A 13,299-nucleotide genomic window follows, 5' to 3' on the forward strand; every position below is an offset into this window, starting at 1 on the left:
ATCTCGCCTGCAACTTCGGAAGTTGGTCCATTGATCAGCGTTTCCCTAGCGGTTGGGATGCAGCAGCGAGATAAGCGGCAAGGGCTGCTGCCTGCCCCTGCCGCGTGGGGATTCAGGCTTTCAACTGGCGCAGGCCATCGGCCAGCAGCCACAGGGCGCGATTCAGGCGCACGCTTTGGTCGATGCCCTGCACGGGCCGGGTGGTCTGGCGGCGGCCATTCGCGGCGCGGGCGGACAGGCCGCCTTTGGTCAAGTTCTCCTGCGTGCGGTTGAACACGCTCCACAGGTCGCGGCGGTCGTCGTCATGGCGGCGCGGCATCAGGATTTGCGATTCCGTGATGGGCGCTGGCTTGTCCTCGTCGTACTTCAACGCCAGCGCAGCGCGGGCGAACACTTCCGATTCCCCGGCGTCGAGCGTGATGGCGCGCATGGCATCGCGCGATTCCTGCACCCGGTCGAAGCCGTGCAGGACTTCGTAAGCGCCTTCGATGACGTGCCCGGCTACGTCGCCCTTGTGCGGCACGCGCACGTCGGCCACGGTGTCGCCGCAGACAAGGCCATTGCTGCAAACGAAGCGGAACATCCCGGCCAGCATCTGATAGCTGCTGGTGCCGTCATGGGAGTTCAGCAGGATGATTTCGTTGGCCTCGCGGCCGTTGATCTGGCTGGCGTGGCGCAGCCGGATCATGTGCTTGGTGTAGTCGCGGCGGTCGTCGTGGCGCACGCGGGTTTGCGTCACCATGAAAGGCTCGAAACCTTCTCCGCGCAGTTCTTGCAGGACGGTCGCGGTGGGGATGTAGCTGTATCGCTCGGAACGGCTTTCGTGCGGGGCGTCGGCGAAGATGGACGGGGCCACCCTGCGGATTTGGTCATCGGACAGTGGGTAATCGCTGCGCAGTGCCGGGGAGCGGGAAGCGAAACGGGATGCGAGTTGCATGGTCTTTCTCCTGACAAAAAGAGGTTTGCTGTTCACACCGCACACCGGATTCCTAGATTCGGAAGCCCAGCCTTTTGGCTGTTCGGTGCGGTCGGCACGAGGAACCCGGTTGGCCCTGTTGCCACCGTCTTTCCTGAGTTCATCGCCCGCGACGGTCAGGAGCGCGCGGACGGGGGCCGTCAAGGAGTCAAGCGCAGGGTTGGTGCGGCCCGCAGGCGCAGCCGAGGACACGGCCCTGCGCGCCTTGACGGCCCCCGGCCGCGGGCTACAGTCGCGGTGAAGGTGATGAAGTCAGGGGAGACGGCTGGACATGGCAACGGCCCCTCAACACGCCGACCGCACGGCAAGCGAAGCGCGCAGGCCCGGATCTAGGAATCCGGGCCGGAGGCGTCAGCCGAGCGGAGCGAGGGAACGATGGAAGCCCGCAGGGGCGAGACGCCGCAGGCGGCTCGATGCACAAGCTCATGCGCCAGTCATTGGGAAACAGGTTCGACAGCGATTGCCGTGGTCTGGCCGATCCGGCGCAGCCGGTTCGGCGGTCTTTGAGGGGCGCCAAGCATCGCGCGGCGGGGATAGCCCGCAGGGCTTTCCCCTGGAGGCAAGCGAAGCGCGCAGCGCACCAGGCGCGAAGGTATCGGCAACGGGCGCAGCAGAAAAAAAGGTGCGCCGCCCCCGCAGGGACGACGCACCGAAGGCTGTACGGCGCGATCAGTTCGCCGCCGGCGCCGTCATCGACTGCAACTGGTCGATCACGCCGGGCTCAACGAACACGCAAGCCTGCTCGGCCGCGATCGGCACGTTGAACACCTGAGCGAACAACGTGCGCCGCAGATGAGCCAGCCGGCCCGTCCGGTACGCCTGCTCGGGCTTCATGCGCCCGCCGGCCTGCGAGCCGCTGCGCTGCGGATCGCATTCGACCAGTGCGACAAAGCCATCGTCGGACAGCTTCTGATGCTCGGGGCACAGGCCCCAGCCGGTTGCCGTATGGCGCTCCATGCTCGCGCGCAGGCGCTTGTCCAACAGGATGGCGCCGGTATCGAACGCTGTGCCGCAGACCAAGCAAACGTGCTGTTCGAGGGAAACGTGTGATTTGTCGTGCATGACTGTTCTCCGGTTGCACGGGCGGAATTGCCCGGAACCGTCGCCAGCACGGCGCAGCGCAGCAGTCAGGGGTCGAAGACGGCCACGGGCCGCAAGCGTGCTGGCACGCGCCGCCCTTGACGGCGAGCACGCCGTGATACGGTGAAGGGACACAGCAAGACCGCCCCCAACCCGACACCACCACACCTGTTTTTGGCAAGTGCGTAGCACGCGCAGGCCCGCGAGGGCCGGAGTTGCGCCGCCGGGCGCAGCAAAAAGGGGGCCGAAGCCCCCAAAGGTCAAAGCAGGCCGCGTTCGGCGAATGACGTGGTACGGCTTCCAGCGATAATGATGTGATCCAGCGTGCGAACGTCCACCAGCGCCAGCGCCTGCCGAAGCTGCGAGGTCATCGCCTTGTCGGCCGCGCTCGGCTCGGGGCTTCCGCTCGGATGGTTGTGCGAAACGATGACCGCCGCTGCATTGAGCCGCAGCGCCTGCTTCACCACCTCGCGCGGATGCACCTCGGCGGCGTCGATCGTGCCGTGGAACATCTCCACGTAGTCGATCAACCGATGGCGCGTGTCGAGGAACAACACCGCGAAGACTTCGTGCTCGAAGCCGGCCAGCTTGGCGCGCAGGTAGTCCTTCACCGCCTCCGGCGAAGTGAACGCCTCGCCGCGCTGCATCTTCTGTTCGATGACCTGGCGCGCGGCCTCCAGAATCTGGTCGGCGTCCGCCGGCCGATAGCGCCCACGGCCATCGCGCACCATCAGCGGAGTATCGAGAGAGAGGGAAAGTTGCGACATGATCGTGCTCCGGTTGCTCGGGCGGAATTGCCCGGAACCGGCGCCAGCACGGCGCAGCGCAAGCAGTCAGGGGTCGCAGACGGCCGCCAGGTCGCAAGCGCGCATGGCGCGCGCCGCCCTTGACGGCGAGAACGCCGTGATACGGTGAAGGGAACAGCAAGACCGCCCACACCCGCCCACTGCACACAGTCGGCTTTTGGCAAGCGGAGCGCGCAGGCCCGGATCAGCGAGCCGGGCCGGAGGCGTCAGTGATGGAAGCCCGCATGGGGAGAGACTCGCGCAGCGAGGCTCGATGCGCAGCACGACAGCGCGACGGCGGCACGCCGGGACGCCCGACTTCTTCGGACAGGACTACTGGTTGTCGGTCTTGCGCTGCTCGATCTGCAACTGCGCCCGTTGCGTTGCCTGTTGCAGCCGCTCCACCAGCACACCCCTCGGCGGCAAGGCAGTCAGATACTCGGCGACGTGGATGCCCGACTTGTCCAGCTCCAGCAATTCGATCTGCTCGCGCTTTTTGCCGGTGCAAAGGATGATCCCCAGCGGCGAGGCCTCCTCCGGCTCCCGTTCGTGCTTGTCCAGCCAGCGAAGGTAAAGCTCCATCTGTCCCTTGAAAGCCGCCTTGAACTCGTCGACCTTCAACTCCACTGCCACCAGCCGCCGCAGCTTGCGGTTGTAAAACAGCAGGTCGAGGTGAAAATCCTCGCCGTCAATTTGGATGCGCTTCTGCCGGGCCACGAAGCTGAAACCCGCGCCCAGCTCCAACAAGAACGACTCCATTTCGCGGATGATCGCCGCCTCCAAGTCGCCTTCCTGCCAAGTGTCCCGCAGCCCCAGGAAGTCGAGGATGTACGGGTCGCGCATGACTAGGGCGGGCGACATGCGCTGCGCATCGCGCATCTTCGCCAACTCCTGTGCGATCGTCTCGCCCGGCTTTTGGGACAGCGCCGTGCATTCGTACAGCATCGAGTCGATGCGCTCACGCAGCGTCCGCACGCTCCAGCGTTCGGCGCTCGCCATCTGCGCGTAATAGTCCCGCTGGAGCGGGTCTTTCAGCGGGATCAGGGCGATGAAGTGCGTCCAGCTCAATTCTCGTATCAGTGATACGAGAATCTGCTCGTCGGGAAAGGTGGCTGCGAACTGCACCATGCGGCGCAGGTTCTGCTCGGCAAAGCTGTTGCCGTACTCCTTCACCAACTGCGCCGCCAGGGTAGGCAGGACTTCCTTGCCATAAGCGCCCCGGCGCCCGTCCAAGACCTGCGTGCGGATGCGCTGGCCGATGCGCCAGTAGAGCATCGTCAGCTCGCTATTCACCGTCGAGGCGGCGCGCTTGCGCGCCGCCTCGATCAGTGCCCGAATGTCGCCCAGCAGCGCCGAAGGCGCTGCGGACGACGCTGCGGACGACGCTGCGGATGACCGGCGCGTGTTCATGCTGCCGCCTCCGCAAGCTGGCGCGCGCCCGTGATGGCCTGGCGCCGGCTGGCCACCAGCTCGGCCGCATCGCGCACCGGCTTGTCCTCGGTGTGGACGTAGTGCATGAACATCGCCACAGTCTTGTGGCCCGTTAACTTCATGCCCACTTTGGTCGGCACGCCGGAATTGGCTATGTCGGTGGTCGAGCGATGGCGGATGCCGTGCGTGCCGACGTGCGGGACGCCGGCGGCCTTGAGCACCCGGCACCAGCCGCCATAGTGCTCGCCAAAGGTCAGGTGCTTGGTCGAGTCGTTGGGCGATGGCAGGACATAGGGGCAGCCCTCCCGGCGCGGCGCCGTCGAAAGCAGCCGATAGGCTTCCTCGCTCATGGGCTTGGAAATGCCGCCGACCTTGCTGTCGGGCCACACCACGCGCCGGTTCTCGAAGTCCAGCCAGCTCCATTCGAGCGGGCAGATTTCGGAGCGCCGGGCGGCAAACTCGAATTGCAGCCGGATCGCCAGCGGGATGACGTAGTTCTCCAGCCCTTCCGCCTCCAGCTTCTCCAGATGACGGAAGATCCGCACCATTTCCTCGTCCACGATGAGCCGGGTTTCCTTGCCCGGCGGGTACATCGGGACGTGGCGGCACGGATTCGTGCCGTCCGGGCGGTAGCCCCACACTTCGGCCAGGTTGAACATCTTGCGCAGCACGCCGAAGGTCTTGTTCGCCTCGGTCGGCTTGTAGGCCAGCTTCTCCATCAGCCCGGCAATGTCGGGCCGCTTCACGTCATGCACCTTCTTGCGGCCCAGCAGCGGGATGATGTTGCGGTCGATGACGCCCTGATAGCCGTCCTGCGTGCTGGGCTTGTTGCGCTTCTTGGAGTAGTCCTCCATGAACTTCTTGCACAACTCGGCCATCGTGGGCGCCTTGCGCGCCTCGGCCTTGGCGCCGCCGGGGTCGCCGCCCCGGCGAACCTCGGCCAGCCAGTCCTGTGCCTTGACTCGTGCCTGTTCGACGGTCAGCTCCCCGTATAGCCCCAGCGAGGGCTTGCGGGGCTGGCCGGAGTTCGTGCGGTACTGGAGCATGAACACCCGGCGGCCCGTCGGGGTAATCTTGCACAGGAAGCCGGGCACCACGGTATCCCGCAGTTCAACATCCTTGGCCTGGGGCTGGGCCGCCTCCACGGCGGTCTTGGTGAGCTTGATCTTTGCCATGATGACTCCTTGGAACGACCCGGATTCCAAGAGCCAGATAGGAGCGGCACGAGGGAAAACCGGGTCAAGTTTCAGAAAGCACCGGCATATGATGGACGCGCGTAAGCTATTGATAAACCTGCTGTATCGAGCTACGGCGCAGTCCAGCGAACTACCGGGCTGGAGTCATCGTGAAACAAAAAACCCGCGCAGCATGATGCTGTCGCGGGTTTTTCCGCGTGTTCGGAACACGCGGTGCGGTATCTGGTGCCCAGGTCGGGACTCGAACCCGAACGCCTCTCGGCGCTACCCCCTCAAGATAGTGCGTCTACCAATTCCGCCACCTGGGCAAGGGGCGCCATTCTAGCGCCCCCTCGCGCATTTGTGAAGAGGGCGCGACAGTCGCGGCATCGACGCGAAAGCGGTGCCGGTAGAATGCACGCGATCGCTCGTCCGAGCCCCGCAACCGCTTAGCGTTTTTCATCGTGATCGCCACCCTCGAACAACTGCGCGCCGGCCGCCTCGCGGGCGCCCGGCAACTGAAGCTCGCATGCGGGCTGACCGAATTCCCGCGCGAGATCTTCGAGCTTGCCGATACGCTCGAGGTGCTCGATCTGTCGGGCAATGCGCTGTCGTCGCTGCCCGACGATCTGTCGCGGCTGCATCGGCTGCGCATCCTGTTCGCGTCCGACAACCGCTTCACCGCGTTGCCCGACGCGCTCGGCGCATGCCCGCAACTGGCGATGATCGGCTTCAAGGCGAACCGGATCCGCACCGTGCCCGGCACCGCGCTGCCGCGTGTGCTGCGCTGGCTGATCCTGACCGACAACGCCATCGACGCGCTGCCGCCCGAAATCGGCGACTGCTCGCGGCTGCAGAAGCTGATGCTCGCCGGCAACCGGCTGCAATCGCTGCCCGACGAGATGGCCGCGTGCCGGGCGCTCGAACTCGTGCGTCTGGCCGCGAACCGTCTCGACGCGCTGCCGGACTGGCTGCTGCGTTTGCCGCGCCTTGCTTGGCTGGCCGTGGCCGGCAATCCGTTGGGTGCCGCGTCGGAAGCAGCCGCATCGGCCGATGCGAGCATGACGGACATCGACTGGGCGTCACTCGCCTGCGAACGGAAGCTCGGCGAAGGCGCGTCGGGCGTCATCTACCGCGCGCGGTGGCGGGCCGACATGAACGAGCGCCCGGTCGCCGTGAAACTGTTCAAGGGCGCGGTGACGAGCGACGGCCTGCCGGACTGCGAGATGGCCGCTTGCCTGCACGCGGGACGCCACCCGAACATGATTCCGGTGATCGGCCGCGTGCGCGGCCATCCGGACGGCGTGCACGGCCTCGTGATGGAGCTCGTCGATCCCGCGCTGACGAACCTCGCGGGGCCGCCGAACTTCGCCACCTGCACGCGCGACGTTTATGCGGACGATGTGCGCTTCGAGCCGGCGGCCGCGTTGCGCATCGCGCGCGGCATCGCGTCGGTGGCGCGCCATCTGCATGCGCGCGGGATCATGCACGGCGATCTGTATGCGCACAACATCCTGCATGGCGACGACCAACCTGCATTGCTCGGCGATTTCGGCGCGGCGTCGCTCTACGACGTGCGCGATGCGCAGCGTGCGGCGCTGTTCGAGCGGCTGGAAGTGCGCGCGTTCGGCTACCTGCTCGGCGAATTGCTCGAACGGTGCGAGCCGCGCGGGTGGGCCGGTGCGCCCGCGCTCGACGCGCTGGCGGCTGCGTGCTTGAACGAGGATGTCGACGCGCGGCCGTCGTTCGCCGAGATTGTCGACGCGCTGACGGTGTACGCCGCGTAGCGGTAGCTGTAGCGGCCGCGATCGCGCGCGTGCTGCGTACTGCGTGTTGCCATCCCGCTCGTCGCGCTAGGCCGATCGCGCGAGATACTTCTCGATCAGCTTCATCTGCATGGCCCAGCCTTCGTCGTTCATTTCGTATGCTTTTTCCCGACGCGCCGCCGCGATCGCGTCGAACCCGGATTCGACGACCGTCAGCAGCGTGCCGCCCGCTTGTTCGGCGAGCGTGAACGTGACGAGCGTCATCGGCTCCGACGCGTAGTCGAATGCCGGATCGACCGCGAACGGATGCCAGCGGAATGAGAACAGCCGCTTCGGCTCGATGCGGTCGACGACGAATTCGAATACCGACCCCGCATAAGGCTCCTGTGCCTTTGCAACGTCGTCGTCGACGCGCGTCGGTGAGATGCGGCCGAACAGCGTCTGGCCCGCGACGAACGGCCCGTCGAACGCGACGCCGAACCACGTGCCGAATTCGCCGGCGTTGCTGACGGCTTCCCACACGCGCTCGAGCGGCGCGGCGAGCTGGACCTGTTTTTCGATGCGATCGGGTGACTGGGTCATCGCTTTCTCCCTCCGGGTATCGATCATCGACGGCATGCCGCGCGTCGCGGCGCTGCGCTGCGAGCCGGGACCGTGGCGCGAACGAAGCGGCGTCAGCCGATGAGGGCGGCGTCGGGTACGTCGAGCACGAGGTCGGACGTCGCGACGGCGACACACGGCAGCGTATAGCCGTCGGCCTTTTCCTCGCGGCTCAGTCCGGGCCATTCGATCGTGTAGCGTACGCTCCCGCTGACGATTCGGCAAAGACAGCTGCGGCACGTGCCGTTGCGGCACGAGCGCGGCAGCGACACGTGCGCGAACGCGGCGGCTTCGAGCAGCGTCAGCGAATCGGGTGCATCGAAGCTCGCGCCAAGCGGCTCGACACGCACGAGCGGAGGGCGATCGGAATCGGTCATCGGTAAAGCGGGCATCGGTTCGGCGGAAACGCGCCAAGCATACCCGAAGCCGTGCGCCGCCTGCACCGCCGCGGCGGTCAGTGGCGGCGCAGGTAGCGGTACACCGTGTTGCGGGCGAGCCCCAGTTCGCGCGCGGCCGCCGACACGTTGCCGCCGTGCCGCGCAACGGCCGCATCGATCACGGCGGCCTGATGGTCCTGCAGCGTTGTCGTGCCGCGCGGGGCGGGCGGTATCGTCGACGGAGCCGCTGCCATCGATGCAGCCGATGCGGCGGCCGGCGCGCCGTCGCAGTCGAGCCAGAAATCGTCGGGCAGATGCGCGAGTGCGATTTCGTCTTCGTCCTCGGCGAGCATGCCGGCCGTGCGCAGCACGTTCGTCAGCTGACGCAGATTGCCGGGCCAGCGATGACGCGTGAACGCATCGAGCACGTCGGGCGCGATGCGATGCGGCATGGGTTCGCTGCGTGCGAGCCGCGCGAGAATCCGCTCGACGAGCACCGGCAGGTCGGTGCGCGCGGCGAGCGGCGGCAGCGTGACGGCGAGGCCGTTGATGCGGTAGAACAGATCCTCGCGGAACGTGCCGGCCGCGATCATCGCGCGCAGGTCGCGGTGCGTCGCGCAGACGATGCGCACGTCGACCGGCACTGCGCGCGCGCCGCCGAGCGGCATCACCGCGCGTTCCTGCAGCACGCGCATGAGCCGCACCTGCTGCGCGAGCGGCATGTCGCCGATTTCGTCGAGAAACAGCGTGCCGCCGTCGGCCTGCACGATCTTGCCGGGACTGCCGCGTTTGCGCGCGCCCGTGAATGCGCCGTCTTCGTAGCCGAACAATTCGGCCTCGATCAGCGTATCGGGCAGCGCCGCGCAATTGACCGCGACGAACGGGCCGTCCGCGCGCGGCGACGCGTGGTGCAGCGCGCGGGCGAGCCACTCCTTGCCGGTGCCGGTCTGGCCGAGGATCAGCAGCGGCAGGTCGCGGCCGCGAATTTTGGCGACACGTTCGAGCACGGCGGCCATTCGCGCATCGCCGGTATCGAGCGTCGCGAACGTGATCGCCTCCGGGTCCGGCGCGCGCACGTGTGTGGCGGGCGCCGGCGGCGTGACGGCCACGGCGGTTTTTTGCGCGTCGGCGAATTCGCAGCGCGCAAGCACGCGCACGCCGCTCGACAGCGTGAGCCGCAGCATCGCGCCGGGCGCGCGCGCGGCCTGCTGCGCGAGTTCGCCGAATCGCATGCCGAACAGCGCGTCGCACCCCTGATGCTGCAGCGCATCGAACGGTGCGCCGAGCTGAAACTGTGCGCTGCGGTTCGCGGCAATCAGGCCGCCGTCGGCACCGAACGCGACGAGTCCGGCGAACAGCGAGTCGACGCAATCCTCGTGTGCATGAAAGCGTACGCGCAGCGCTTCCGCGCATTGGTTCGCAAACAGATGGTTCTCGATCAGCTGCGCGGACATGCGCACGAGCGCGAGCGTATGCGGGCTGAAGCCGCGCGGATCGCCGCTCACGTCGAGCGCGCCGAGCGTGCGGCCGAACGGGTCGACGATCGGCGCGCACGAGCACGTCAGGATGTGATTGGCGCGCAGGAAATGTTCGGCGCCGTGCACGGCGATCGCCTGTCCCGATGCGAGGGCGGTGCCGATCGCATTGGTGCCGCGCGCGCGTTCGGCCCATGAAACGCCGGTGCACAGCGCGACGCGGTTGGCTTTTTCGATGAAGTCGTCGTCGCCGATGCTGTGCAGGATGACGCCGGCGGCGTCGGTGAGGAGCACGAGGCTTTGCGTATCGGCGATCTGTGCGTGGAGGTTTTCCATCACGGGCCGTGCATGGGCGAACAGCGCGTGATTCGTGTCGAGCAGTTCGCGCAGCGCGATCTGCGACAGCGGCGAGAAATCGGGGCGCTCGTGCGCGCGCAAGCCGACCGCGGCCGATCGGGCGTGCGCCTGCGCGAGCAGGTCGACGCGGCCCGCGGTGGCGGGCAGCATGGAAGATTGAGGCATCGCTTGTCTCCTGTCGGCCCCAGTTAGCGCTTTAGCGCTTACAGGGGCCCCACGCACCGCGAGTCGGCCCCGGTTAGCGCTTTAGCGCTTGCTGGGGACCCACGCACCGCGAGTCGGCCCCGATTAGCACTTCACCACTTACCGACGCCCCACGCACCGCGCGCCACCACCCAGCGCTTCCACCCATACCGGCGCTTCATGATTTCCCGCACGTGGCACACACCTGACACATCGACGCACGCGCACGGGTATTCGCCATCATACAAGCGCCCCGCGCGACATGCGACCGCGTACAAATTCCCCTTGCTTTTAAGCGTCTACCTGCAATGATGGAAATGGAACACGCACGCGCCGTGTTCCGCATTGCAACATGCATGCGACGCGACATGCATCCGTTCGGGAGAGCCATCATGGTTCGGACGGAACTGAGAGTCGTGCTGGCGGCCATCGCCACTTTCATCATGTTGGGCGGCATTGCCGTCGCGATCCACGGGCTGCTGTTCGATGTCGCGGACGCCGTACGATACGGCGCCGCCGCGATTACGATCGGCGTCACGACCGCCGCGATCGCGCTCAACGTGTGGCCGACCGACCCCCACTGACGCGCGCAACGAAACAGTGCCGGATCCCGCGCGGGTCGCCCGACATCCGCGTCGAAGCGACGCGCGCCGTAAATTTTGCCTCCTGCGCGAAACCGTCTAAAGTGGAATGCAACCGGCATGCGTTGTCCGCGCCATACCCCCGCGGGCAGTGCCGCTGCCGGAGAGCCCGTGTCCATTTCGTCCGACCGGTGGCGGACGACGGACGCGGTCATTCGTTTTCTACCGGACGACTGAGGCGGCTCCCATGCAGATCCATTTCACGAACGAGGCGCCCGAATACTCGGGGCGCGACCTGATGCTTGCGTTTACGGCGCTGGTCAATGGCGAGCGTGTCCAATGTCAGATCACGGCCGAGGCGATGGAGGATCACTTCGGGGCGGCGTCGCCGCGCTTCGAGGATATGGTCGGCGCGTTCGACCAGCATCGCGAGCGCATCGAGGCGGCGGCGCGACGCCTGCTGTCGGAAACGCGCGCGCAATGCGTGACGCTGCGCAGCGGCTACGTGCGTTTTTACGAGGCGAACGGCGCGCTGAATCGGCCGGCCGGGCAGTGAGCGCAGCGGGCGCCGTATGCCGGCGCCCGTAGCCGGTGCCCAAGGCGGCACGGCCATCGTTGCGCACGCCAAAGCGACAACGCCACCCGAGGGGTGGCGTTTCGTTTTCCATCTCCGGCGCGTGCCGGTCGGCGTCCGTTACTCGCTGCCGAGATAGAAGAAGCGGAACAGGAACACGGCGGCGATGATCCAGACGATCGGCTTGACCGTGCGCGCCTGGCCCGTCAGCAGCTTGAGGCCGCCGTACGCGATGAAGCCGAACGCCACGCCGTTCGCGATCGAATACGTGAACGGCATCAGCAGCGCCGTCAGCGCGGCCGGCACGGCTTCGGTCGCATCGTCCCACGGCACGTCGACCATTTCGCGCAGCATCAGGCACGACACGTACAGCAGTGCGGGTGCGGTCGCATAGGCCGGCACGACGCCGGCGAGCGGCGCGATGAACAGACATGCGAGGAACAGCACTGCGACCGTGATCGCGGTCACGCCGGTGCGGCCGCCGGCCTGCACGCCCGATGCGCTTTCGATATAGGCGGTGGTCGACGACGTGCCGAGCACCGAGCCCGCGACGATCGCGGTGCTGTCCGCGAGCAGCGCCTTGTTCAGACGGTGCATCTTGCCTTCGACGAGCAGCCCCGCGCGGTTCGCGACGCCCATCAGCGTGCCGGTCGCATCGAACAGTTCGACGAGGAAGAACACGAGGATCACGTTGATGATGCCGGTCGACAGCGCGGCGCCGATGTCGAGCTTGAACAGCGTCGCGTCGATCGACGGCGGCGCGGAAAACACGCCGTGGAACTGGTTGTCGCCGAAGAAGAACGACAGCACGGTCACGCCGAGAATGCCGATCAGGATCGCGCCGCGCACGCGCAGATGATCGAGCGTGACGATCGTGAAGAAGCCGATGATCGCGAGGATCGTGTCGTGCTTGTGCAGATCGCCGAGCGTCACCAGCGTAGCCGGGTTGCCGACGATCACGCCGGACGTCTTCAGCGAGATGATGCCGAGGAACAGGCCGATGCCCGCGGTGATCGAGATGCGCAGCGATTTCGGAATGCCGTTGACGATCGCCTCGCGCACGCGGAACAGCGTGACGAGCAGGAACAGGCAGCCCGAGATGAACACTGCGCCGAGTGCGGCCTGCCACGTGAAGCCCATCCCCTTGACGACCGTGTACGCGAAATACGCGTTCAGCCCCATGCCCGGTGCGCACGCGATCGGATAGTTCGCGTACAGCCCCATGATCAGCGATGCCAGCGCCGCGACGAGGCAGGTCGCGACGAACACGGATTCCTTCGGCATGCCGGCGTCGCCGAGGATCGCCGGGTTGACGAAGATGATGTAGGCCATCGTCAGGAACGTGGTGACGCCCGCGAGTATTTCGGTGCGGAAGTCGGTGCCGGCTTCAGCGAAGCCGAAATACCGCTTGATGGATTCCATGAAGGCGTTTCTCCGGTCGGGTTGTCGTATTGCTTGTCGTGCCGAATTGTTGTAAGGCTGCGTGCGGCGGCTAACTGTAACCAGCCACTATTGTTCGGCTATCGGCGGATTGTAATAGCGCGGATAGCTCCGACGATATAGTCGCGGGGCACGATCGGCATCTTCGCGACAGCGGCCCGGCAATCGGGTAGCCGCGGTGCCGCGCGAAGAAGGCGCGCATTTTACCGGTTCGGCGATAACGGACGCCGGAACCGCGACGAAGCGCACGCGAACGGCGACGAATCGCGGCTGAACGGAGCGCGAAACAGGCGAGCAGCGGCGAACAAGCGTGAAGGAAGAAAGCGAGAAGCGCGAAAGAAGCGGGCGAGAAGTGAGCGAGAAGCGCGCCGATCGGCCGAAATGCACCAGAAAGCGGCGAAGCCACCCGATGCGCGCCGGCGCGCCCGCGAAACCTTGCCGGCCGATGCGCATGCAACGGCCGTCTGCCGGATTCCGCGCATGACATGCGACTGAAACG

At 66.5% G+C, this 13,299-nt stretch carries 12 protein-coding genes and 1 tRNA gene; 3 read left to right on the forward strand and 10 right to left on the reverse strand.

Annotation, left to right across the window (positions count from 1 at the left end; genetic code table 11):
* Positions 1 to 112: 112 nt before the first annotated feature.
* The 6 genes from ACSHSS_RS20735 to ACSHSS_RS20760 form a co-directional block, all read right to left on the reverse strand.
* Complete coding sequence (locus ACSHSS_RS20735; RefSeq protein ID WP_041240053.1) at positions 113 to 937, reverse strand: DUF932 domain-containing protein; 825 nt, start codon at positions 935 to 937, stop codon at positions 113 to 115.
* Positions 938 to 1,645: 708 nt separating this feature from the next.
* Entirely contained in the window at positions 1,646 to 2,038 is a 393-nt protein-coding gene (locus tag ACSHSS_RS20740) for a hypothetical protein (protein WP_011516015.1), read from the reverse strand.
* 278 nt (positions 2,039 to 2,316) lie between these two features.
* Positions 2,317 to 2,823, reverse strand: a complete 507-nt coding sequence (gene radC, locus ACSHSS_RS20745; RefSeq protein ID WP_021161703.1) for a RadC family protein — start codon at positions 2,821 to 2,823, stop codon at positions 2,317 to 2,319.
* Between the two features lie 351 nt (positions 2,824 to 3,174).
* A complete protein-coding gene (locus ACSHSS_RS20750; protein ID WP_105855484.1) occupies positions 3,175 to 4,251 on the reverse strand; it encodes a PDDEXK nuclease domain-containing protein in 1,077 nt (358 codons plus the stop codon).
* The gene (locus ACSHSS_RS20755; RefSeq protein WP_011516010.1) at positions 4,248 to 5,447 is read right to left on the reverse strand and encodes a tyrosine-type recombinase/integrase; all 1,200 of its coding nucleotides are present in this window, start codon (positions 5,445 to 5,447) and stop codon (positions 4,248 to 4,250) included. The genes ACSHSS_RS20750 and ACSHSS_RS20755 overlap by 4 nt, the downstream gene beginning before the upstream one ends.
* Before the next feature lie 244 nt (positions 5,448 to 5,691).
* A tRNA-Leu gene (locus ACSHSS_RS20760) sits at positions 5,692 to 5,776 on the reverse strand.
* Positions 5,777 to 5,911: 135 nt separating this feature from the next.
* Here ACSHSS_RS20760 and ACSHSS_RS20765 point away from each other — a divergent pair.
* The gene (locus ACSHSS_RS20765; protein WP_105854113.1) at positions 5,912 to 7,234 is read left to right on the forward strand and encodes a leucine-rich repeat-containing protein kinase family protein; all 1,323 of its coding nucleotides are present in this window, start codon (positions 5,912 to 5,914) and stop codon (positions 7,232 to 7,234) included.
* Positions 7,235 to 7,300: 66 nt separating this feature from the next.
* Here ACSHSS_RS20765 and ACSHSS_RS20770 read toward each other — a convergent pair whose 3' ends face one another.
* The 3 genes from ACSHSS_RS20770 to ACSHSS_RS20780 form a co-directional block, all read right to left on the reverse strand.
* The gene (locus tag ACSHSS_RS20770) at positions 7,301 to 7,795 is read right to left on the reverse strand and encodes an SRPBCC family protein (RefSeq protein ID WP_039216928.1); all 495 of its coding nucleotides are present in this window, start codon (positions 7,793 to 7,795) and stop codon (positions 7,301 to 7,303) included.
* Positions 7,796 to 7,887: 92 nt separating this feature from the next.
* Complete coding sequence (locus ACSHSS_RS20775) at positions 7,888 to 8,190, reverse strand: 2Fe-2S iron-sulfur cluster-binding protein (RefSeq protein ID WP_105765055.1); 303 nt, start codon at positions 8,188 to 8,190, stop codon at positions 7,888 to 7,890.
* 77 nt (positions 8,191 to 8,267) lie between these two features.
* The gene (locus ACSHSS_RS20780) at positions 8,268 to 10,187 is read right to left on the reverse strand and encodes a sigma-54-dependent Fis family transcriptional regulator (RefSeq protein ID WP_105854114.1); all 1,920 of its coding nucleotides are present in this window, start codon (positions 10,185 to 10,187) and stop codon (positions 8,268 to 8,270) included.
* Positions 10,188 to 10,513: 326 nt separating this feature from the next.
* On the opposite strand from ACSHSS_RS20780, the gene ACSHSS_RS20785 reads away from it, so the two are divergent.
* Both ACSHSS_RS20785 and ACSHSS_RS20790 read left to right on the forward strand, forming a co-directional pair.
* Positions 10,514 to 10,789: a DUF2964 family protein gene (locus tag ACSHSS_RS20785; protein ID WP_006396459.1), complete on the forward strand. Its 276-nt coding sequence runs from the start codon at positions 10,514 to 10,516 to the stop codon at positions 10,787 to 10,789.
* A gap of 244 nt (positions 10,790 to 11,033) precedes the next feature.
* On the forward strand, positions 11,034 to 11,342 hold the full coding sequence (locus ACSHSS_RS20790) for a DUF1488 family protein (RefSeq protein WP_006396460.1): 309 nt from the start codon (positions 11,034 to 11,036) through the stop codon (positions 11,340 to 11,342).
* A gap of 138 nt (positions 11,343 to 11,480) precedes the next feature.
* Here ACSHSS_RS20790 and ACSHSS_RS20795 read toward each other — a convergent pair whose 3' ends face one another.
* Positions 11,481 to 12,782, reverse strand: coding sequence for an NCS2 family permease (locus ACSHSS_RS20795; RefSeq protein WP_006396461.1), 1,302 nt, complete (start codon positions 12,780 to 12,782; stop codon positions 11,481 to 11,483).
* Between the last annotated feature and the right edge of the window lie 517 nt (positions 12,783 to 13,299).

The sequence above is a fragment of the Burkholderia sp. BC1 genome (genome assembly GCF_052683555.1).